The organism is Pseudotabrizicola alkalilacus, assembly GCF_003443995.1.
GTDB lineage: Bacteria > Pseudomonadota > Alphaproteobacteria > Rhodobacterales > Rhodobacteraceae > Pseudotabrizicola > Pseudotabrizicola alkalilacus.
This window is the reverse complement of the sequence record NZ_QWEY01000013.1, coordinates 70,395-92,243: the sequence shown is the minus strand read 5'-3', so window position 1 is coordinate 92,243 and position 21,849 is coordinate 70,395. Positions and strand designations below refer to the sequence as shown.

Sequence of the window (21,849 nt, the reverse complement as noted above, 5' to 3'; positions counted from 1 at the left end):
GGTCGGCGCCCCCTTCCGCCCGCACCGACCTGCACGACCCTATCCGGTCTTGCGCAGTCCCAAAACACGGGCTCGCTTGCGCGGATCGGTGTCAAACAACCCGGCCAGCTGTTCGGTCATCGCGCCCGCCAGCTGCTCGACATCGGTGATCGTCACCGCGCGTTGATAATAGCGGGTCACGTCATGGCCGATGCCGATGGCGATCAGCTCCACCGCCTTTTTGCGCTCCACCATGGCGATGACATCGCGCAGATGTTTTTCCAGAAAATTCGCCGGGTTGACCGACAGGGTGCTGTCATCTACCGGCGCGCCGTCAGAAATCACCATCAGGATCTTGCGTGCCTCGGGTCGCGACGCGGCACGGCGGTGCGCCCATTCCAGCGCCTCACCGTCGATGTTTTCCTTGAGCAGCCCCTCTTTCATCATCAGCCCCAGATTGGGCCGCGCGCGGCGCCAAGGGGCATCCGCGCCCTTGTAGATGATGTGGCGCAGATCATTCAGCCGCCCCGGTTGCTGCGGGCGGCCTTGCGCCAGCCACCGCTCGCGGCTCTGGCCGCCTTTCCAGGCGCGGGTGGTAAAGCCCAGGATTTCCACCTTGACCGAGCAGCGCTCCAGCGTGCGGGCCAGCACATCGGCGCAGATTGCGGCGATGCTGATCGGGCGGCCACGCATCGAGCCGGAGTTGTCGAGCAAGAGCGTCACGCAGGTATCGCGGAACTCGGTGTCTTTTTCCTGCTTGAACGACAGCGGTGTGGTCGGGTTGGCCACCACGCGGGCCAGACGCCCCGCATCCAGCGTGCCCTCTTCCAGATCGAAATCCCAGGAGCGGTTCTGCTGCGCCTGCAAGCGGCGCTGCAGCTTGTTGGCCAGACGGCTGACAGCGCCCTTCAGCGGCTCCAGCTGTTGGTCGAGATAGGCGCGCAACCGTTCCAGCTCGGCGGGTTCGGCCAGATCTTCGGCGCGGATTTCTTCGTCAAAATCGGTGGTATAAACGATATAGTTCGGATCAGCCGAGGAATGCGGGGCAGGGGGCGGCGGCTCCAGCGGGGCTTCGCCTTCGGGCAGTTCGGCTTCTTCGCCCTGCTCCATATCGGCGCTGTCCTCCATCGAGACCTGCGCCTGCGTCTGATCCTGCTGCTCTTCCTGACTGCGCTCGGGGCTGGCTTCGGACTCGTCCTGTTCGGACTGCTCGTCGCCCTGGCTTTCGGGGCTGTCCTCGTCTTCCTGCGCCTCGTCATCGGCCTGATCATCATCGGGCGCGTCCGGGTCGTCGCCCAGTTGATCGCCATAGCCGAGGTCGGAAATCACCTTGCGGGCCAGCCGGGCAAAGGCCGCCTGATCGGCAAGCACATGGTCGATGTTTTCAAGCGTGCCGCTGGCCTGCTCTTCGATAAAGCCGCGCCACAGGTTCATCACATTGGCCGCCCCGGCCGGCAGATCGCGCCCGGTGGCCAGATGCCGCACCAGATAGCCCGCCGCCACCGACAGGGGGGCATCCTGAGAGTTGGTGATCTGGGCATAGCCCTTGCGGTCGGCCTCATGCCCGATCTTGGCGTCGATATTGCCAGCGGTGCCCGGCATTGCCCGCGCGCCCACTGCCTCGCAGCGGGCAGTTTCCATCGCGTCATAGATGTCGCGCGCCAGTTGGCCGCTGGGGGCATAGCGGTTGGACACCGCCTCGTCATGGAACTTGCGGCGCAGCGCAAAGGCATCGGCGGTGCCGCGCGCGAGCAACACCTCATCGCGCGTCATCCGGCGGCTGACCTGCGGCAGACGCACGCCATCACGGTTCATGCCGGGCGGATCGACCGAATAGGTTACGGTCATCTCCGGATCATCGGCCATGACCTTGGTCGCCTCGGCCAGGGCTTTCTTGAACGGATCGGCTGGGTTGTCGGTGGGTTTGCTCATCTCACGCCCCGGTCAGGGCGGGGGTCACCCCGCCGATGTGGCACAGGCGAGGGTGACCCCGCCCTGCCGGGTTATTTCATTGCCATCGAGGCTGCCGATTCCGGCAGTTCCTCGGCAAAGCAGCGCTGGTAGAACTCGGCCACCGTCTGCCGCTCCAACTCGTCGCATTTGTTAAGGAAGGTCAGCCGGAAGGCATAGCCCACATTGCGGAAGATCTCGGCGTTCTGCGCCCAGTTCAGCACGGTGCGCGGGCTCATCACGGTGGACAGATCGCCATTCATGAACGCCGTCCGCGTCAGATCCGCCACGGTGACCATCTGGTTGATCACCTTGCGGCCCTTTTCGGTGTTGTAATGCGGGCTCTTGGCCAGAACGATGGCGGCTTCGGCATCGTGGCTGAGGTAGTTCAGCGTTGCCACAAGGCTCCAGCGGTCCATCTGCGCCTGGTTGATCTGCTGGGTGCCGTGATAGAGGCCGGTGGTATCGCCCAGACCCACGGTGTTTGCGGTGGCAAACAGCCGGAACGACGGGTGCGGGGTGATGATCTCGTTCTGGTCCAGCAGGGTCAGCTTGCCATCGGTTTCCAGCACACGCTGGATCACGAACATCACATCGGCGCGGCCAGCGTCATATTCGTCAAACACGATCGCGACCGGGTTGCGCAACGCCCAGGGCAGAATGCCCTCGTGGAACTCGGTCACCTGCTTGCCGTCGCGCAGCTTGATCGCATCCTTGCCGATCAGGTCGATCCGGCTGATGTGGCTGTCCAGGTTGACGCGCACGCAAGGCCAGTTCAGCCGGGCGGCCACCTGTTCGATGTGGGTCGATTTTCCCGTGCCGTGATAGCCCTGGATCATCACCCGGCGGTTATAGGCAAACCCCGCCAGAATCGCGAGTGTGGTGTCGGGATCGAACTTGTAGGTCGGGTCGATCGCCGGCACGCGGTCGGTCGCTTCGGCAAAACCCTTGACCTTCATGTCGGTGTCGATGCCGAACACCTCACGCACGGAAATTTCTTCAGTCGGTTTCATCGCGTGATCCAGTATCCTGCTATTCCTGTCTGGCCGTCCGGCCCGTTCCTGTGGAGTTGTGGAACATAACGCGGGGGGGTTCAAGGGGAAGGGCGGGATTCTGCGCCATTCCGACTGGCGTTCCCATTTGCGTGAGCCGGAAACCTTTGCCGCGCCAGATCCGTAACAAGGCGGTAAGGTTTATGCAAATGGAGGCGATGATGAACAGACGTGCAGTCATTCTGGGCGGCGTGGCCCTGATGGGTCTTGGCCAGATTGCGGGCCGCTCGGCCTGGGCCGCCGAGGGGAATTTTGAGGTTCAGCTGACCGATGCCGAATGGCGGGCAAAGCTGAGCGATTTGGCCTACCGCGTGCTGCGCGAAGAGGCGACCGAGCGCGCCTTTACCAGCCCGCTGGACAAGGAGACCCGGGCCGGAACCTATCATTGCGCCGGTTGTGATCTGCCCGCGTTTTCGTCGCAGCATAAGTACGACAGCGGCACCGGCTGGCCCAGCTTCTGGCAACCGCTGCCCGATGCGATCCGCACCAAGGACGACCGCAGCCTGTTCGGCACAAGGACTGAGGTGCATTGCCGCCGCTGCGGCGGGCATTTCGGCCATGTGTTCAGCGACGGCCCGCAACCGACGGGCAAGCGCTATTGCATGAACGGGGCAGCGCTGACGTTCCGTACGGCCTGACAGCGGTTTCGCCCCACGATTTTTCTGCGAAAAATCACCACGGCGCACGAAAACAGCGGGCATCGCCCGCTGTTCTGATTTTTCGCAGAAAAATCGCCCTGCTACTCACTCGCGGAAATAGCGGCTGTCCTTGATCTGGTCCCAGGCCCAGACCACCTCTTGCAGCCGTTCTTCGTCCGATCGGTCGCCGCCGTTCATGTCGGGGTGCAGATCCTTGACCAGCGATTTGTACTGTTTGCGGATCTCGGTCTTGGTCCAGGTGTCGCGCGCGTCCAGAATTTCGATCGCCTTGCGCTCGGTCGGCGGCAGCTTGCGGGTCGAGGTGCCTGCGGGCCGGCTGCCCGGGTTCTGCGTGGCTTTCTCGCCCAAGAGCGACAGCGGGTCATCAACCCCCAGCCGCGCCCAGGCCCGGCCGTCATCCTTGCGGCTGAACGGCTTGGTCTCACGCTCCCACACCCGGTCCTTGTCGAGGAACTTCTGGAAATCATCATCCGATGTGCCCTGAAAGAAGTTCCACTTCAGGTTATATTCGCGGATGTGCTCTTTGCAGAACCAGAAAAATTCATCCAGCAGGTCAGGGCTTTTGGGCGCGCGATAGGCCCCCGGTTCTTTGCACCCCGGAAAGTCGCACGGCTTGTTCGAGGTGTCGAAGGCCCCGGACATCCCCCGGCGTGTGGTTTTCTTGCGCTTCTTGTCCGCCGAGACGCGGATGTCGAATTCAAACGGGGGTTTCGTGACCATGGTCTGCCTTTCCTGCGGCCCTTTGTCTTTCCGACTCGGGCGGCACAGTTTAGGGGTTTGAGCGGCAGATTGAAGAGGGAGAAGTCAAAAATGACCGTGAAGGACGAAATGCACCAGCGGCTGACAGCGGCTTTCGCGCCGCAACAGATTGAGATCGTGAACGAAAGCCACAAACACGCCGGGCATTCCGGCGACGACGGATCGGGCGAAAGCCATTTCCGGATCGTGCTGCGGTCTGAGGTTCTGGCCCCGATGGGCCGGGTCGCCCGGCACCGCGCGGTTCATGCCGCCTTGGGCGACCTGAACACGCGGGTTCATGCCATCGCGCTGGATCTGGGTTGAGGCGCTCTGCGCCTCAGCTTTCCGCCACCAGCCCGGCCGCTTCGATCCCGGCACATGCCGCTACGGCGTCATTGTCGGACGAGTCGCCGGTGACACCGACTGCGCCCAGGATGTTGCCCTTGGCATCGCGCACCAGAACCCCGCCTTTGACCGGCACGAAATCACCGGCATACAAGCCGTTCATCGCCTGCACGAAATAGGCTTGGGCATCGGCGCGGGTCTGAATGGCGCTGCCGGGCAGGCCCAGCATGATGCAGCCATTGGCCTTGCCATGGGCAATCGCAAAGCGGCCCGGCGAGGCGCCATCCTCGCGTTCAAAGGCGATGGTGTGCGCCCCTGCATCCAACACTACCACCGACAGTGGTTTCATCCCCGCCTCGCGGCCCTTTGCCAGGGCCGCCTTGATGATCGTGCGGGCTTTTCTGATGCTGATGGTCATGCTGCTTCTGCTTTCTTTTCCAGCCGCCGCGCGTGCAGGACGGGTTCGGTGTAGCCCGAAGGCTGCAGGCGCCCCTTGAGAACCAGATCACAGGCGGCGCGGAATGCCACCCCGTCATAACCCGGTGCCATCGGCTGATAGAGCGGATCTTCCGCATTCTGCCGGTCCACCACCGCCGCCATCTTGCGCAGCGCCGCCATCACCTGATCCTCGGTGATCACCCCATGGTGCAGCCAGTTCGCCAGCGCTTGCGACGAGATGCGGCAGGTGGCCCGGTCTTCCATCAGCCCGACATCGTGAATGTCTGGCACCTTGGAGCAGCCTACCCCCTGATCAATCCAGCGCACCACATAGCCCAGAATGCCCTGTGCGTTGTTTTCCACCTCTTGCCGGATATCCTCCTCTGACCAGTTTGCACCCTGCGCCAGCGGAATGGTCAGCAGCGCGTCCAGCGTGCCACGCGGGCCGCCGCGGGCAAGTTCGGCCTGTCGGGCCAGCACATCGACGCGGTGGTAATGGGTGGCATGCAACGTGGCGGCGGTGGGCGAGGGCACCCAGGCGCAATTCGCCCCGGCCTGCGGATGGCCGATCTTTTGCGCCAGCATGTCGCCCATCAGATCAGGCGCGGCCCACATGCCCTTGCCGATCTGCGCCCGGCCCTGCAAGCCGCAGGCGAGGCCAATATCGACATTGCGATCCTCATAGGCCTTGATCCAGCTTGATGCCTTCATGTCGCCCTTGCGGACCATCGGCCCCGCTTCCATGCTGGTGTGGATCTCATCGCCGGTCCGGTCCAGGAAACCGGTGTTGATGAAGGCCACCCGGTCCTTGGCGGCGCGGATGCACTCTTTCAGGTTGGCGCTGGTGCGGCGCTCTTCATCCATGATGCCCAGTTTGACGGTAAAGCGGGGCAGGCCCAGCACGGTCTCTACCCGGTCAAAGATCTCGCAGGCAAAGGCCACCTCTTCGGGGCCGTGCATCTTTGGCTTGACCACATAGACCGAACCCATGGTCGAATTCCGGGTGCCTTCGGTCTTTTTCAGATCGTGCATTGCGCACAGCGTGGTCAGGAACGCATCCATGATACCTTCGCCGATTTCGCGGTCGTCTTCGGTCAGGATCGCGGGGTTGGTCATCAGATGGCCGACATTGCGCACCAACAAGAGCGCGCGCGATTTCAGCGAAATCGCGCTGCCATCCGGGGCGGTCAGGGTCAGATCCGGGGTCAGACGGCGCACCGACTCCTTGCCGCCCTTGACGATCACCTCGGACAGATCGCCCTTCATCAGCCCCAGCCAGTTGCCATAGGCCAGCACCTTGTCGGCGGCATCGACGGCGGCAACCGAGTCTTCGCAATCCATGATCGCCGACATCGCCGATTCCAGCCGGATGTCAGAGACATGCGCCAGATCGTCCCGCCCGGTCGGGGTCGAGGCATCGACATGCACTGCGATGTGCAAACCGTTGTTCTTCAACATGATCGTCGTGGGCGCGGTCGCCTCGCCGCTGTATCCGGCAAAGCGTGCCGGATCGGCAAGGCCGACCGCATCGGCGGCCCCGGTCACCCAAAGCTGGCCCCCCTCCACACGAAACCCCCGCGCTTCGGACCACGAGCCTGCGGTCAGCGGCACCGCCTCATCCAGAAAGCTGCGGCCCCAGGCGACAACCCGCGCGCCGCGCGCCGCATCATAGCCCTTGCCTGCGGGCAGGTCGCCCAAGGCGTCGGTGCCATAAAGCGCGTCATACAGGCTGCCCCAGCGCGCATTGGCCGCGTTCAGCGCATAGCGCGCGTTCATGACCGGAACCACCAGCTGCGGGCCGGGGACCAACGCGATTTCGGGGTCGGTCTGGGTGGTTTCAATTGAAAAATCCGGGCCTTCGGGCACCAGATAGCCGATCTCGGTCAGAAAGGCGCGGTAGCTGGCGGCATCAAACGCCTGCCCGCGACGGGCCTTGTGCCAACCGTCAATCTGCGTCTGCAACGCCTCGCGCCGGGCCAGCAGCGCGCGGTTCTTTGGCATCAGATCGGCGATGGCGGCGGCAAAGCCGTCCCAGAAGCTGTGGGAATCGATCCCGGTGCCGGGCAGCGCGTGCTGTTCGACGAAATCCACAAGGCGGGCGTCAACCTTCAGCCCAGTGATGGCGATACGGTCGGTCATGGGGTGTCCTTGTTTCTGGGTGCAGTGCCCGTTCCGGTGCCCGGTGGGATACCATGGTATGCGATGCGGGCAGGGATACTGAAAAACCCGGGCAGAGGCAACAAAAGCGGTCATCTTATTTTACCAAAAATCCGATCACAGCTTTCGCGTTTGGAAGAGAGTGAGACATTTAGCTGTCTGGCTAACTTTCTCTTTTGCGAAGCGCCGGGATGTGATACCAAGCCATATGGCTCAGCATGACGCAAATCTGTCGCGCATCTTTCACGCGCTTGGCGACCCGACCCGCCGGGCGCTGTTGCAGCGGCTGGGGCAGGGGGCCTTGCCGGTCTCGGTGCTTGCCGCGCCCACCGGCTTTGCGCTGCCCACCGTGCTGCGCCATCTGGAGGTGCTGGAGCAGGCGGGCCTGATCCAGACCGAAAAGCAGGGCCGCACCCGGCTGTGCCGCGCGGTTCCGGTCACGCTGACCGTGGCGACCGACTGGCTGGCGACCGTCCGCGCCGAGTGGGAGGCGCGGACCGACCGTCTGGAAGAGTTTCTTGCAACGCTGGAGGATGACGATGATCCTGAACCCCGAGACTGATCTTGAACTGGTGCGCCATCTGAAGGCCCCGCCGGCCAAAGTCTGGCGTTGCTGGACGGAACCCGCGCTGCTGGAACAGTGGTTTGCGCCCAAACCCGTGGTCACGCGAGATGTCAAAATCGACCTGCGCCCCGGCGGCATCTTTGCGACCACGATGGATATTCCCGGCATGGACAGCCAGACCGGCGCGGGCTGCATTCTGGAGGTCGTGCCAGAGCGGCGGCTGGTCTGGACCGATCTGCTGGGCCCTGGCTATCACCCGGCTGCGGACAGCTTTGGCATGACCGCCTTTATCCTGCTGGAACCCGAAGGCACTGGCACACTCTACCGCGCCATCGCCCTGCACCGCACCCCAGATCAGCGCAAATCGCATGAGGATATGGGCTTTCACGACGGCTGGGGCACGGCGGCGGCGCAGCTCGACGCTGTGGCGGCGACGTTATGAGTGGGCGGCAGATCACCCTGACGCGCCTGATCGCAGCACCGGTGCCAAAGGTCTGGCGCTGCTGGACCGATCCGGCGCTGTTGCCGCAATGGTTCGGGCCGGAGGGGTTCACCTGCCGCACCCATGACATCGACCTGCGCGAGGGCGGGCAGTGGCTGTTCGACATGACCGGGCCGGATGGCAAGGTCTGGCCCAACCGCCACCGCTACACCCGGATGGAGGCGCCGCACCGGCTGGAGTTTCTGCTGGACGCAGGCTTGGACGCCGAGGCGGCAAATGAAGTGGTGATGACCCTGACCGCCGAGGGCGATGCCACCCGCATCCGCTATGAGATGACCTTTCCCAGCCTCGCTGCGCGGGCGATGGCGGTCGGGTTCGGTGCGGTGGAACTGGGGCACCAGACCCTGGCCAAGCTCGCGGCGATGGCGCAGGGCGATTAACCCGGCTTGCGCTTTGCCTCGCCCCGGCACCGGTCAGAGCAAAAGCGCACCTCGTCCCAGACCTTTTCCCATTTCTTGCGCCAGACGAACGGCCTGCCGCAGGTGGCGCAGATCTTGCCGGGCAGATCGCCCTTTTTCACCATCTTTGCCATGGCTTACAGCCCAAGGCTCAACTGCGCCGATGACACCGGAACCCGCCTGCGCGGCGCACGGTCGTTGACAAAACGCGGATCGGCGCGGCTGGCGTGGCGCTCGATGATCTCGACAATTTCGGCGCGTGGTGCGGTTTTGCGCAGGCCAAACACCGCATCGCGCGCGGCCCGCTGGGCGGCCATCACATCCACCACCGGCTCGGGGTAGCGCCGCCCCAGCAGCCCGCGCGCGCCCTCCCACCGCCACGGGCTTTGCAGGAAGGCATCCGGCACATCGGCCAGTTCCGGCAGCCAGCGGCGGGTGAAGGCGCCGGTCGGATCCTGATCCGAGCCCTGTTTCACCGGGTTGTAGATGCGCGGCGTGTTGATGCCCGTCGTGCCCGACTGCATCTGCACCTGCGGCCAGTGAATCCCCGGCTCGTAATCGGTAAACCGCCGCGCCAGCACAGGCCCTGTGGCGCGCCAGTCCAGCCACAGGTGATAGGACGCGACCGATGTCACCATCGCCCGCATCCGGAAATTCAGCCAGCCGGTCGCCGCCAGATAGCGCATGCAGGCATCGACAAAGGGCAAGCCGGTTTCCCCCGCGCTCCATGCCGCCAGACGGCTGGCGTCGGGATCGCGCGGGCGCAGGTGTTCGGCGGCGCGGTGCAGGCAACGCACCTCGATCTGCGGCTCATCCTCCAGCTTTTGCATGAAGTGGTCGCGCCAGGCCAGACGGCTCTGGAAGCTGGTCAGCGACCCCGGCCAGCGCCCGCCGGGCCTCTCTGCCAGCCGGGCCGTGGTGGCTTGCGCCACCTCGCGCCCCGACAGCGCCCCCAGCGCCAGATAGGGCGACAGCCGTGAACAAGCGCGCTCGCCGGTCAGGGGCGAGGACATGGCGGTACGGTACGGCTCGCCGCGCAGGGTCAGGAAGGAGTCGAGCGCCAGCAGCCCATGCTGCCGCCCGCCCGCCTGCCGGTGGGCGCAACGATCCTCTGCCAGCCGCAGGGCGCGGGCTGAGGGGATCACCCCCGGCTCGACCCCGGAGACCGGGGTCAGCCCTGTGGGCGCGGGAAGTTGCGGCTGCGCAGTAAAGCTGTCGCGCTTGCGCGCCCAGCCATCGCGCCCCTTGAGCCGCCGCACCACGCCAGATTGCGGCAGCTCGGTCCATTCCACCCCCGCCGCTTTGGCCCATGCCGCCACCCGTTTGTCGCGGGCAAAGGTCCACAGGTTGCCGGTTTCTTCATTGCTGACGATATGGCTGATCTTGTGCTGACGGCGCAGCCGTTCCATCACCTCGACCGCGTCGCCGACCCGGACGACCAGACGCGCCCCCGCTGTCCCCAGATCCTGCCGTAGATCGGCCAAGGTTTCGGCGGTAAACTCCCATTGCCGGGCCGAGGTATCGGGCAGCGCCCAATACTCCGGCTCAACAATATACAGCGGCAGAACCGGCCCGAGGCTTGCCGCCAGCGTCAGGGCAGGGTGGTCATGGACCCGCAGATCGCGCTTGAACCAGATGAGAACATTCATGGAACATATCAGATAGCGGCTGGGCCAGATTCGTAAAGACCTGATCCGCCGTGCGCAGGATTTTTCCCCCGCGCCAATGCCTTCGGGCTTGCACGTGGCGGCACAGCGCATAGCTTGGGTGGGCAGGAGGACCAGACCCATGACCGACGCCCGCGCCATACACCTTGCCGATTACCAGCCGTTTTCGCACCTTGTGGATCAGGTCGCGCTGAAATTCCATCTGTCGCCACAGGCCACAAAGGTACAGGCGCGGCTGGAGATGCGGCCAAACCCGGCGCGGGGTGCGGGCCATGACCTGCGGCTGGATGGTGAGGGGCTGCGGCTCATGTCGTTGTCAATAGACGGGCGGGCGCTGTCGGTGCAGCCCGATGACACCGGGCTGACCATTCCGGCGGCGGAGTTGCCCGATGCGCCGTTTGTGCTGGAAACCGAGGTCGAGATCGCGCCCGAGGGCAATACCGCGCTGGAGGGCCTGTATATGTCGCGCGGCCTGTACTGCACCCAATGCGAGGCCGAAGGCTTTCGCAAGATCACCTTTTACCCCGACCGCCCCGACGTGATGGCGCGGTTCCGGGTGCAGGTCGTGGGCGATCTGCCGGTGCTCTTGTCCAACGGCAATCTGGTGGCCGAGGGGCCGGGTTGGGCGGAATGGGATGATCCCTGGCCCAAACCCGCCTATCTGTTCGCCCTGGTCGCGGGCGATCTGCGCGCCCATTCCGCCCGGTTCGTCACGATGTCGGGCCGCGATGTCGCGCTCAACATCTGGGTGCGGCCGGGGGATGAAGGGCGCTGCGCCTATGCGATGGACAGTCTGATCCGCTCGATGAAATGGGATGAACAGGTCTATGGCCGCGAATATGATCTGGATGTTTTCAACATCGTCGCGGTCGATGATTTCAACATGGGCGCGATGGAGAACAAGGGGCTGAACATCTTCAACTCCAAATTCGTGCTGGCCAGTCCCGAGACCGCCACCGACGATGACTTTGCCCGGATCGAGGCGATCATCGCGCATGAGTATTTCCACAACTGGACCGGCAACCGCATCACCTGTCGCGACTGGTTTCAGCTGTGCCTGAAGGAGGGGCTGACCGTCTACCGCGACCAGCAGTTCTCCGGCGATATGCGCAGCCACGCGGTGAAGCGGATCGAAGACGTTCTGATGCTCCGCGCCCGCCAGTTCCGCGAGGATCAGGGGCCGCTGGCCCATGCGGTGCGGCCCGAGTCCTATGTCGAGATCAACAATTTCTACACCGCCACGATCTACGAAAAGGGTGCCGAGGTGATCGGCATGCTGAAACGTCTGGTGGGCGATGACGGCTACGCCCGCGCGCTCGATCTGTACTTTGAGCGCCACGACGGGCAGGCGGCGACGATCGAGGATTGGCTGGCGGTGTTTCAGGACGCCACGGGGCGCGATCTGACCCAGTTCAAACGCTGGTATTCCGAAGCGGGCACACCCCGGCTACGGGTAACAGATGACTTTAACGACGGCACCTATACGCTTCATTTCGAACAGGAAAACCCGGTCACCCCCGGCCAGACGGTCAAGGGCGCCAAGGTGCTGCCGATTGCGGTCGGGCTTTTGAACCCCAATGGCGCCGAGGTGGTGCCGACCACCGTGCTGGAGATGACCGAGACCCGCCAATCCTTTCGCTTTGACGGGCTGGCGGCGCGGCCCGTGCCCTCGATCCTGCGCGGATTTTCCGCGCCGGTACTGCTGGAGCGCGCGGTGAGTGCCGAAGAACGCGCCTTTCTGCTGGCGCATGACACCGACCCGTTCAACAAGTGGGAGGCGGGTCGGGCACTGGCCAAGGATCTGCTGGCGCGGATGGTGACGACAGGCGCGGCACCGGGGCCGGACTGGCTGGATGCACTGGCGCGGGTGGCGCAGGACGACAGCCTTGACCCGGCGTTTCGCGCGCTGTGCCTGCGGCTGCCGTCGGATGACGACATGGCGCAAACGCTGCACGCCTCGGGCCATGTGCCCGATCCGGCGGGCATTTATGCGGCCCGCAGGCGGATGGGGGATGCGCTGGCACAGCGGCTGGCCGGGGTGTTGCCGGGGTTGATGGCGGGGCTTGCCGAACCCGGCCCGTTCACGCCCGATGCCCGCGCTGCGGGCCGCCGCGCGTTGCGGCTGGCCGCGCTGTCGCTGCTGTCCCGGGTCGATGGCGGCACCGCCGCGCGCGCCGCCTTTGCGGCGGCGGACAACATGACCGAAGAGGTCGGCGCGCTGTCCTGCCTGCTCGACATCGGCGCGGGGCAGGAGGAGCTGGCGCGGTTTGAATCCCGCTGGCGGGCCGACCGCAATGTGATGGACAAGTGGTTTGCGCTGCAGATCGGCTTTGCCAGCCCGGAGCGGGCGGCAGAGGTGACCCGCGCCCTGACCGAACACCCGGATTTCGACTGGAAGAACCCCAACCGCTTCCGCTCGGTGATCGGGGCGCTGTCGGGCCATCATGCCGGGTTCCACCACATCAGCGGTGCTGCCTATGCGCTGGTGGCGGATTGGTTGCTGCGGCTCGACCCGCTGAACCCGCAAACGGCGGCGCGGATGTCGACTGCGTTCGAGACCTGGCCGCGCTATGATGCCGACCGGCAGGGCATGCTACGCGACGTGCTGCGCCGGATGCTGGCAACCAAGGGATTGAGCCGGGATCTGTCCGAGATGGCCGGGCGCATGCTGGGGGACTAAGCGCGCGCAGCAGGCCGGGCCCGAATTTTCGCCGAAAATTCGTCTGCGGCCGGGGGAGTGATCCGTCAGCCGAGCTTACGGAACAACCCGGTCAGCCGCTTGGTCTCGGTTTCAATGCCAAAGGGCGGGTTGATCATCACCATGCCCGAGCCTTCCATCCGGTGCCCATCGCGCACCGGGGGGAAGCGCACCTCATGCACCAGCGCCTCGGGCTGGATCGCGCGGAGCTCGGCCAGCATCGGCTTGTGATAGCCTTCGCGCAGGATCGGATACCACAGGTAAATGATCCCGACATTCCACTTGCGGTGCAACTGGCCAACCACGCGCGGTATCGTCTCGTAATCGGTCTTCACCTCATAAGAAGGGTCAATCAGCGCCATGCCGCGCCGGGGCGTGGGCGGGCAGATCGACAGCGCCTTGGCCAGCCCATCCTCGTGATAGACCTTGGCCCCGAACGGGGCAGAGGCATATTCCAGCGCCGCATGTTCCTGCGGGTGCAGCTCGCACAGATGGATGCTGTCAGTCTCGCGCAGCAGATGCCCGGCGATCAGCGGGCTGCCGGGGTAGGCGGCTGGCCCGCGCTGGTCGCGGGTGGCGGCCAGAGCGCGGCTATAGGGGTGCGTCGCGGGAAACCAGTTGGCGGCGATGGCAATGCCCTTGGCCGCCTCGCCGGTTTTCATCGCTTCGGGGGCGGTCAGATCATACAGCCCGCGCCCGGCGTGGGTTTCCACATAGGTCAGCGGTTTGTCCTTGCGGGTCAGGTAATCGAGCGTGGTGGCCAAAAGCGCGTGCTTGTGGACATCGGCAAGATTTCCGGCGTGATACAGGTGTTGATATGACAGCATCTCATTGCCGTAGCAGGCGGCGGCCTGCCCCGCAAGGGCAGGGCGGGGTTTGGCGTCGCAAGGCGGGGTGAACCCCGCCCTACGGCTCGCGTTTATGTGCCGCAAGATCGCGGGCGGCTTTGTCTGCTTCGGCCTTTTGCCGGTCGCGCTCGGTTCGGGTCAGGCCAAACTTTACCGCGTTTTCATCCGCCTGCGCGCGGGCCGCCTTGCGGGCGGCATGCTTTTTCACCATGCGCAGGTTGACGACCTCGGCCATATCAGCCTTTGGGGCCGATCATATCCTCGGGCCGCACCACGCGGTCAAAGGTTTCGGCGTCGACAAAGCCAAGCGCAATCGCCTCTTCCTTCAGGGTGGTGCCGTTCTTGTGCGCGGTCTTGGCCACCTTGGTCGCGTTGTCATAGCCGATGGTCGGGGCCAGTGCCGTGACCAGCATCAGCGATTCCTTCATCAGCTTGTCGATCCGCGCCACATTGGCTTGGGTGCCCACCACCATATTGTCGGTGAACGATCCCGCCGCGTCGCCCAGAAGTTGCATGGATTGCAGCAGGTTGTACGACATCATCGGGTTGTAGACGTTCAGCTCGAAATGCCCCTGCGAGCCGGCAAAGCCGATGGCGGCGTCATTGCCCATCACATGCGCGCAGACCATGGTCAGCGCTTCGGCCTGGGTCGGGTTCACCTTGCCCGGCATGATCGACGACCCCGGCTCATTCTCCGGCAGGATCAGCTCGCCCAGACCCGACCGCGGGCCGGAGCCCAGGAGGCGCAGGTCATTGGCGATCTTGAACAGGCTGGCGGCCACGGTTTTCAACGCGCCCGAGAACATCACCATGGCGTCATGCGCGGCCAAGGCTTCGAACTTGTTGGGGGCGGTTACGAAGGGCAGATCGGTGATCTCGGCAATACGCGCCGCCACACGGGTATCCCAGCCGACGCGGGTGTTCAGCCCGGTGCCGACAGCGGTGCCGCCCTGTGCCAGCTCATAAATGTCGGGCAGGCACATTTTCACCCGCGCAATGCCCTTGGCGACCTGCGCAGCATAGCCGCCGAATTCCTGACCCAGCGTCAGGGGCGTCGCATCCTGGGTATGGGTGCGGCCGATCTTGATGATATCCTTGAACTCTTCGGATTTCGCCACCAGCGCCGCATGCAGCTTTTCCAGACCCGGCAGCAGCACATCGCGCGCCATCATACCCGTCGCCACGTGCATCGCAGTGGGGAAGGTGTCGTTTGACGACTGCCCCATGTTCACGTGGTCATTCGGGTGGACCGGCTTTTTCGAGCCCTTTTCCCCGCCCAGCATTTCAATCGCGCGGTTCGAGATCACCTCGTTCGCGTTCATGTTGCTTTGCGTGCCCGACCCGGTCTGCCACACCACCAGCGGGAAGTTGTCGTCGAACTTTCCTTCAATCACCTCGGTCGCGGCGGCGGCAATCGCCTGCCCCAGTTCGGGCGTCATGTCGCCCTGATCGACATTGACCAGCGCACAGGCCTTTTTGATCACGCCCAAAGCGCGGATGATCGCGACGGGCTGCTTTTCCCAGCCGATCGGAAAGTTGATGATCGAGCGCTGGGTCTGCGCGCCCCAGTATTTGTCAGCGGGAACCTCAAGCGGGCCAAAGCTGTCGGTTTCGGTACGGGTGGCGGACATCGGCAAGCCTCCTGATTTTGCTGCCCCGTCCTTACGGTGCGGGCGCAGAAAAATCAATTGGCATACCGTCGCATACCACGGCGAAAGCGCATTGCTTTTGTCCGTTCAGGTGGCGTTATTGCTTGCGGAACTTGTCAAGGCTGACAACTTCGGCGTCATGCTGGGGCGGCGGATCATCGTCGCCGTCATCATCGCCTTCGTCGTCCTCCTCGTCTTCGGCATGGCTTTCAAAGCGCAGGCCGAATTCCACCGACGGGTCAACAAAGGTGCGCACCGCATCGAACGGGATCACCATCGGCTCGGGCTGGTTGCCGAAATTCAGCGTGATGGTGAATCCGTCGTCGGTCACCACCAGGTTTTCAAACCAGTGCTGGATCACGATGGTCATTTCCGCCGGATAGCGGGCTTTCAGCCAATCGGCCATCTCCACCTCGGGGTGGGTGGTGTCAAAGGTGATAAAGAAATGATGCGCGCCGGGCAGGCCGTTCTGGCCGACATCTTCCAGCACCGACTGGATCAGGCTGCGCATCGCGCGATGCATCAGATTTCCGTAATCAATCGACCGCGCCATCTTGAACCCTCAGCTTTCCGTAATGCCAGCATAGGGGTTTTGCCCCCGAATGAAAGGGGTCAGGCGGCACTGATTGCAACCGACAGCAGCGCCGAGGCGGCCAGCACCTGCCACAGCGGGCGGTGAAAGTACAACAGCAGCAGCGCCGACAGCGCGGCAAGGCCAAGGGCGGTCAGATTAAGACTGGCCGGATCAGGGATGATCAACTGCACAGGGCCAAAGCTGCGTGGCGTGATAGAGCCGAACAATAGGTGCAGCGCAAACCACAGCGACAGATTCGCAATGACCCCGACCACCGCTGCCATGATTGCAGTCAGCGCGCCCGAAAGCCGGGGATCGGCGGTGATGCGCGCAAGATAGGGCGCGGCGACAAAGATCCACAAAAAGCACGGCACAAAGGTCATCCACAGTGCAACAGTTGCGGCGGCAAGGCCCATGGCCCAGCCGCCTGCGCCGTATCCGGCCATGAAGCCGACGAATTCATTGACCAGAATCAGCGGGCCGGGCGTGGTTTCTGCCAGCCCCAGCCCTGCCATCATCTGCGGTGTGGTCAGCCAGCCCTGTATCGCCACCACCTCTTGCGTCATCCAGGCCAGCACCGCATAGGCACCGCCAAAGGTCAGCACCGCGAGCTTGGAAAAGAACCAGCCGACATCAAACAAGATCCCGCCCTGCGCCCAGAGCAGCGCCAGCGGCAGCAGCCAGACCGCCAGCCACAGGACCAGCGTTTGCAACGTGCGCGGCGCCGTAATCTCGGGCAGGGCGGCGCGGTTGCCGCGCGCGGTCATCAGCCCCCAGAGCCCTGCGGCGAGGATGATGACCGGAAACGGCAGATTCAGCATGAACAGGCCCAGAAAGGCCAGCACCGCAATCACATAGGCCGCGCGCCCGCGCAGCGCGCGGCGGGCCACCCGGATCAGCGCTTCGATCACGATGGCAATCACCGCCGCCTGCACCCCCAGAAACAGCGCCTGCATCAGCGGCAGCTCGCCCCAGGCCGCATAGGCCATCGACAGCGCCAGCACGACCAGCGCACCGGGCAGCACAAACAGCCCGCCCGCGATCAGCCCGCCCACCGTGCCGTGCAGCCGCCAGCCGGCCCAGGTGGCAAGCTGCATCGCCTCTGGCCCCGGCAGCAGCATGCAGAACGACAGGGCCGACAGATAATCCTTTTCGGTCAGCCATTTGCGCTCATCCACCAGAATCCGGTGCATCAGCGCAATCTGCGCCGCAGGGCCGCCAAAGGACAGCACGCCGATACGGGCAAAGGTATGGAACAGGTCGGTGCGTGTGGGTGTCATTGGCAGAGGGTATCGGTGCCGGGTGACGCCCGCAAGACAAGCATCCCGCTGGAGAACCCCGCCGGGTATGAAACCCGGCGGGGGAGAGTTTTGACGTGTGATTGCAAGCAGCACGTCAAACAGGGGGCATTCGCCACCCCTTGCAAGCAACAGCGTGGCCAAGGCCGCGCTTGATCTGTCTAGGGGCGATTCCCTAAATCGAGGTTAATGACACTATGTCGTGTGCGGTTTTACAGCCCGTCAAAAGCACACAGGGCGTGCACATCCATTCCCATCGCCTCCAGCCGGTCGCGCCCCCCCAGATCTGGCAGATCGACCACAAAGGCGCAGCCGATCACCTTTGCTCCCAGCCGTTCGATCAACCGGATCCCGGCCTCGGCCGTGCCGCCGGTGGCCAGCAGATCATCGACAACCAGCACCGTCTCGCCGGGCTGCATCGCGTCTTCATGCACCTCGACCACCGCCTCGCCATATTCCAGCGTATAGGCCTGCGAAATCGTCTGTCCCGGCAGCTTGCCCTTTTTGCGGATCGGCACGAACCCGGTTGACAGCTGATGCGCAACCGCACCGCCCAGAATAAAGCCGCGCGCCTCCAGCCCCACCACCTTGTCGATCCGCATTCCGGCATAGGGGGCCAGCAGCTGGTCGACACACATCCGGAACCCGCGCGGATCGGCAAACAGCGTGGTGACATCGCGGAACAGGATGCCCTCATGCGGGAAATCCACGATGGTCCGGATGTAGTCTTTGACGGTCTTGCGCGCGGTCATGCTCGGGCTTTCACGGTTCGGGCGGATACAGATGGCGCAGCAGCCGTGCGTCCTGATCCGCGATGGTGACGGTGGCGTTGGAATTCTGCGACAGGATCGACACGCCCTCATAGGCCGGGCTGTCGATGTCGAACAGCGGGCCGGTGGCCTGAAAAATCTCTTCCAGCACCACCGAGACGATTTCCGTGGGCTTGATCGCGGCCGAAATCAGGATCGAGGCTTCGGTGATCCCGGTCTCCTCCGTCCACCAGACCGAGGCATAACCCACCCCCATCACGCCGGGGGCGGTCAGGCCGGGCACCTCGTCCATCACATCACCCTCAACCGCATCGGTCAGGGTCAGGCGGATATCGGCCTCGGGCCCCTCCACCCGGGTGATGGTCAGGCCCGATCCGGCGCGGTTGATCTGCATCAGCGCATAATCGACGCTGACCGACAGCAGCATTGGCATGAAGCGCCCGGTCTTCACGTCTGACGGCAGCACAGTCAGGGTCAGATCGGTCTTTTGCCAGAGCATCGGATCTTGCTGACAGTCGCCGCCGGGAGGGGCGCCACAGGTGGCGGCCCGAAAGAAATCGGCGTCAGGCAGCAGGCTATCAACCCTGACCCCATCCTCTGCGAGCGCTGGGGCGGCGAGGCAGAGCAGCGCGACGGCAAAGGCGGCCCTAATGGTAGATCGCCAGGTCACAGCACCCGCCCGGCAACCGCATCCAGCTTTGCCAGCAGCTCAGGGTCGCGCATCGCCGGGGCGGTCATGATCGCATGGTCCAGCGCCCGGTCGCAGCCCTGCGGGCACAGCGCGCGGGTGGGGCCCAGCAGCGCGGGCAGGCGGGTCACCAGATCGCGCGCCAGCCCGGCGTTGCGCCCCATGGTTGCCAGCACCTGCGCCACATCGACCGCGCCATGCGACGGGTGCCAGCAGTCGAAATCGGTGACCATCGCAAGGCAGGCATAGCACAGCTCGGCCTCGCGGGCGAGTTTGGCCTCGGGCATCCCGGTCATGCCGATCAGATCGGCGCCCCACTGGCGATAGAGGCGCGACTCGGCGAGGGTGGAAAACTGCGGCCCCTCCATCGCGACATAAGTGGCCCCCTCATGCACCCGCGCCCCGGCGGCACGGGCGGCGGTGGCGACATGGCCCGACAGGCGGGCGCAGGTCGGGTGGGAAAAGCCGACATGGGCCACACAGCCGCTGCCAAAGAACGACTTTTCGCGGGCAAAGGTCCGGTCGATATACTGGTCCACCACCACAAAATCGCCCGGCACGTAGTCTTCGCGCAGCGAGCCGACCGCTGACAGCGCCACCACATCGGTACAGCCCAGCCGCTTGAGCGCGTCGATATTGGCCCGGTGGTTCACGCTGCTGGGCGCGTGGACATGGCCCCGGCCATGGCGCGGCAGAAAGGCCATGGCAACACCGCCCAGCCGCCCCACCAGCACCTCATCCGAGGGCTTGCCCCAGGGCGTGCTGACCTTGACCCAGGAGGCCCCCTCCAGCCCGTCGATCTGATAGAGACCCGAGCCGCCGATGATGCCGATCATGCTGTCCATATGGATGCTCCCGTGCCCGCCCCTTGCGGTTTGGCCCGATCTTAAGCGTTGGAGCAGGACGGGGGAAGGGGGTGGGTTCCCGCTGTGTTACAATAGGGGAGTGTGAGGGAAATCAAGGGGTTGGTGGTGTGAAATCAAGGGGTTGGTGGTGTGAAATTAAGCGGTTGTTAAGAGTTTGGGGGATTCCGAAGTGGCAGCGGAAAGGCTTGCGGGGGGCTTGGGCCGGGGCTAACCTGTGGTTAACCCGCTGCCTGCACTCTGGGCACAGACGGGGTGAAAAACGGGATGGCGCATCGCTCATCCGGGGGGCGGGCACTATGAACCATCTGTATTACGGCGATAACCTGAGCGTGCTGCGCGACTCCATCCGCGATGAGACGGTGGATCTGATCTATCTGGACCCGCCGTTCAATTCCAATGCCAGCTATAATGTGCTGTTCAAGGGACCATCAGGATCTGACAGCGCCGCGCAGATAGAGGCGTTTGACGATACCTGGCACTGGAATGACAGCGCCGAGGCCGCCTTTGGCGATGTGGTGCGCAGCGGCAATGCAGCGGCGGCCACCATGCTGCGCGCGATGCGGTCATTTCTGGGCGACAATGACATGATGGCTTACCTCGCCATGATGGCGGTGCGATTGCTGGAACTGCACCGCGTGCTGAAGCCGACGGGCAGCCTGTATCTGCACTGTGACCCCACGGCGAGCCATTACCTGAAGATCTTGCTGGATGCGGTGTTTGGGGCGAAGAGTTACACAAACGAGATCATTTGGAAGCGATACGGATCGCACGGAAACTCAAAGGTCTTCGGTCGAGTTCATGATGTAATCTTCTTCTACACAAAATCAGATCGCTTTCTGTTCAACACACAGTATGGAACATACGACGATAGCTACGTCGAAGAGCGTTTCCGTTTCAAAGACTCTGACGGTCGGCGGTGGGCAGAGCAGAACCTCGGAAATCCAGCGGTGCGTCCCAATCTTCAATACGCGTTCAAGGCTAAAAACGGAATTGTCTACGAATGCCCGGGAAATGGGTGGAAGTATACTCGAGAGCGTATGCAGGAACTCGACAATCAGAACCGACTTCACTACCCGGCCAAGAAGGATGGTCGGCTCCGCCTCAAAAGCTATTTTGATGAGCTCCAAGGTCCACCTGCACAGGATGTCTGGACCGATATCGGTCTTCTGGGTGGCACTAGCCCGGAACGTCTCGGCTACCCCACCCAGAAACCCGTGGCGCTTCTGGAGCGTATTTTGAATGCCTCCAGCAACCCCGGTGATGTGGTGCTCGATCCGTTTTGCGGCTGTGGCACCACGGTTCATGCGGCGCAAAAGCTGGGGCGGGACTGGATTGGCATTGACGTGACGCATCTGGCCGTGGGCTTGATTGAAAAGCGGCTGCGGGATGCGTTCGAGGGGGTGCAGTTCATCACCCATGGCGTGCCGCAAGACCTTGAAGGCGCGCGCAACCTTGCCGCGCGCGGGCGTGACGACAAGAATTATTATTTCGAGTTCGAGAAATGGGCGCTGTCGTTGATCAATGCGCAGCCCGGCAACCTGTCGAAAAAAGGGGCCGACAAGGGGATCGACGGCAACCTGTTCTTTGGGGCCAGGCATGAGGGGCGGGCGATTGTCAGCGTCAAGGCTGGCGACAATGTGGGCGTCGCGATGATCCGCGACTTGCGCGGTGTGATCGAACGCGAAGGCGCGCAGATCGGGGTGTTTCTGACACTCACCGAACCGTCACGGCCAATGATCACCGAGGCGGCTGGCGCAGGCCAGTACGAGGTGCCGGGGCTGGCCGGGTCGGTGCCAAGGATTCAGATCGTGACAATCGAGCAGGCGCTTGCGCTGCGGGACCGGGCGGTAAAACTGCCCGCGTTGCGGCAAGACAGCTTCAAGCGTGCCGCGCGTGAGGTGGACAGCAAGGCGCAAGGCGCGCTGGACCTGTAGGCAGTTTCTGCCCGATGGCGGGGAGACCCCCGCCCTACGCCGGGGGCCGGTGCCCCCCACCCCCGGCCCCTCCC

Annotated in this window: 22 protein-coding genes; 7 read left to right on the top strand and 15 right to left on the bottom strand. The window is 64.0% G+C overall.

Going from position 1 to position 21,849, the window contains the following annotated elements:
- Positions 1-39: 39 nt before the first annotated feature.
- A complete protein-coding gene (gene cobT, locus D1012_RS19035; RefSeq protein ID WP_118155717.1) occupies positions 40-1,911 on the bottom strand; it encodes a cobaltochelatase subunit CobT in 1,872 nt (623 codons plus the stop codon).
- 71 nt (positions 1,912-1,982) lie between these two features.
- Positions 1,983-2,942: a cobaltochelatase subunit CobS gene (gene cobS, locus D1012_RS19030; protein ID WP_199489567.1), complete on the bottom strand. Its 960-nt coding sequence runs from the start codon at positions 2,940-2,942 to the stop codon at positions 1,983-1,985.
- A gap of 200 nt (positions 2,943-3,142) precedes the next feature.
- Here cobS and msrB point away from each other — a divergent pair, with 200 nt between their 5' ends.
- Positions 3,143-3,619, top strand: a complete 477-nt coding sequence (msrB, locus tag D1012_RS19025) for a peptide-methionine (R)-S-oxide reductase MsrB (RefSeq protein ID WP_118155732.1) — start codon at positions 3,143-3,145, stop codon at positions 3,617-3,619.
- Positions 3,620-3,724: 105 nt separating this feature from the next.
- On the opposite strand, the gene D1012_RS19020 is transcribed toward msrB, so the two are convergent.
- Complete coding sequence (locus tag D1012_RS19020) at positions 3,725-4,360, bottom strand: J domain-containing protein (protein WP_118155716.1); 636 nt, start codon at positions 4,358-4,360, stop codon at positions 3,725-3,727.
- Positions 4,361-4,450: 90 nt separating this feature from the next.
- Between D1012_RS19020 and D1012_RS19015 the strand changes: the two genes are divergently transcribed.
- Positions 4,451-4,702 carry a BolA family protein gene (locus tag D1012_RS19015; protein WP_118155715.1) on the top strand — a complete coding sequence of 84 codons (252 nt, stop codon included), beginning with the start codon at positions 4,451-4,453 and terminating at the stop codon, positions 4,700-4,702.
- 13 nt (positions 4,703-4,715) lie between these two features.
- Here the strand turns inward: D1012_RS19015 and D1012_RS19010 are convergent, their stop codons facing one another.
- Both D1012_RS19010 and D1012_RS19005 read right to left on the bottom strand, forming a co-directional pair.
- Entirely contained in the window at positions 4,716-5,141 is a 426-nt protein-coding gene (locus tag D1012_RS19010; protein WP_118155714.1) for a GlcG/HbpS family heme-binding protein, read from the bottom strand.
- Entirely contained in the window at positions 5,138-7,300 is a 2,163-nt protein-coding gene (locus tag D1012_RS19005) for a malate synthase G (RefSeq protein ID WP_118155713.1), read from the bottom strand. Before D1012_RS19005 ends, D1012_RS19010 begins: the two co-directional genes overlap by 4 nt.
- Before the next feature lie 226 nt (positions 7,301-7,526).
- Between D1012_RS19005 and D1012_RS19000 the strand changes: the two genes are divergently transcribed.
- Genes D1012_RS19000 through D1012_RS18990 form a run of 3 tightly spaced genes read left to right on the top strand, consistent with a single transcriptional unit; the run spans position 7,527 to position 8,765 of the window.
- Complete coding sequence (locus D1012_RS19000) at positions 7,527-7,880, top strand: ArsR/SmtB family transcription factor (RefSeq protein WP_118155712.1); 354 nt, start codon at positions 7,527-7,529, stop codon at positions 7,878-7,880.
- Complete coding sequence (locus D1012_RS18995; protein ID WP_199489566.1) at positions 7,858-8,325, top strand: SRPBCC family protein; 468 nt, start codon at positions 7,858-7,860, stop codon at positions 8,323-8,325. Before D1012_RS19000 ends, D1012_RS18995 begins: the two co-directional genes overlap by 23 nt.
- Entirely contained in the window at positions 8,322-8,765 is a 444-nt protein-coding gene (locus D1012_RS18990) for an SRPBCC domain-containing protein (protein ID WP_118155710.1), read from the top strand. The genes D1012_RS18995 and D1012_RS18990 overlap by 4 nt, the downstream gene beginning before the upstream one ends.
- Here D1012_RS18990 and D1012_RS18985 read toward each other — a convergent pair.
- Both D1012_RS18985 and D1012_RS18980 read right to left on the bottom strand, forming a co-directional pair.
- Positions 8,762-8,917, bottom strand: coding sequence for a DUF2256 domain-containing protein (locus D1012_RS18985; protein ID WP_199489565.1), 156 nt, complete (start codon positions 8,915-8,917; stop codon positions 8,762-8,764). The genes D1012_RS18990 and D1012_RS18985 overlap by 4 nt on opposite strands.
- A 3-nt stretch (positions 8,918-8,920) precedes the next feature.
- Positions 8,921-10,432, bottom strand: coding sequence for an FAD-binding domain-containing protein (locus D1012_RS18980; RefSeq protein WP_118155709.1), 1,512 nt, complete (start codon positions 10,430-10,432; stop codon positions 8,921-8,923).
- A 139-nt stretch (positions 10,433-10,571) separates the two neighbouring features.
- Here D1012_RS18980 and pepN point away from each other — a divergent pair, with 139 nt between their 5' ends.
- Positions 10,572-13,130 (top strand): aminopeptidase N, encoded by a 2,559-nt coding sequence (pepN, locus tag D1012_RS18975; RefSeq protein ID WP_118155708.1) that lies wholly within the window; start codon positions 10,572-10,574, stop codon positions 13,128-13,130.
- A 65-nt stretch (positions 13,131-13,195) separates the two neighbouring features.
- Here pepN and D1012_RS18970 read toward each other — a convergent pair whose 3' ends face one another.
- From D1012_RS18970 to D1012_RS18935, 8 genes are all read right to left on the bottom strand, one after another.
- Positions 13,196-13,975 (bottom strand): 23S rRNA (adenine(2030)-N(6))-methyltransferase RlmJ, encoded by a 780-nt coding sequence (locus D1012_RS18970; protein ID WP_118155707.1) that lies wholly within the window; start codon positions 13,973-13,975, stop codon positions 13,196-13,198.
- A gap of 79 nt (positions 13,976-14,054) precedes the next feature.
- Positions 14,055-14,231: a DUF4169 family protein gene (locus D1012_RS18965; protein WP_118155706.1), complete on the bottom strand. Its 177-nt coding sequence runs from the start codon at positions 14,229-14,231 to the stop codon at positions 14,055-14,057.
- A gap of 1 nt (position 14,232) precedes the next feature.
- Complete coding sequence (gene fumC, locus D1012_RS18960) at positions 14,233-15,627, bottom strand: class II fumarate hydratase (protein ID WP_118155705.1); 1,395 nt, start codon at positions 15,625-15,627, stop codon at positions 14,233-14,235.
- A 115-nt stretch (positions 15,628-15,742) separates the two neighbouring features.
- Positions 15,743-16,198: an SspB family protein gene (locus D1012_RS18955; protein ID WP_118155704.1), complete on the bottom strand. Its 456-nt coding sequence runs from the start codon at positions 16,196-16,198 to the stop codon at positions 15,743-15,745.
- A gap of 59 nt (positions 16,199-16,257) precedes the next feature.
- The gene (gene chrA, locus D1012_RS18950; RefSeq protein ID WP_118155703.1) at positions 16,258-17,499 is read right to left on the bottom strand and encodes a chromate efflux transporter; all 1,242 of its coding nucleotides are present in this window, start codon (positions 17,497-17,499) and stop codon (positions 16,258-16,260) included.
- Between the two features lie 230 nt (positions 17,500-17,729).
- The gene (locus D1012_RS18945; protein ID WP_118155702.1) at positions 17,730-18,269 is read right to left on the bottom strand and encodes an adenine phosphoribosyltransferase; all 540 of its coding nucleotides are present in this window, start codon (positions 18,267-18,269) and stop codon (positions 17,730-17,732) included.
- Between the two features lie 10 nt (positions 18,270-18,279).
- On the bottom strand, positions 18,280-18,957 hold the full coding sequence (locus D1012_RS18940) for a hypothetical protein (RefSeq protein WP_147335747.1): 678 nt from the start codon (positions 18,955-18,957) through the stop codon (positions 18,280-18,282).
- Entirely contained in the window at positions 18,954-19,820 is an 867-nt protein-coding gene (locus D1012_RS18935) for an S-methyl-5'-thioadenosine phosphorylase (protein WP_118155700.1), read from the bottom strand. The genes D1012_RS18940 and D1012_RS18935 overlap by 4 nt, the downstream gene beginning before the upstream one ends.
- 317 nt (positions 19,821-20,137) lie before the next feature.
- Here D1012_RS18935 and D1012_RS18930 point away from each other — a divergent pair, with 317 nt between their 5' ends.
- Positions 20,138-21,775 carry a site-specific DNA-methyltransferase gene (locus D1012_RS18930; RefSeq protein ID WP_118155699.1) on the top strand — a complete coding sequence of 546 codons (1,638 nt, stop codon included), beginning with the start codon at positions 20,138-20,140 and terminating at the stop codon, positions 21,773-21,775.
- Positions 21,776-21,849 lie beyond the last annotated feature (74 nt).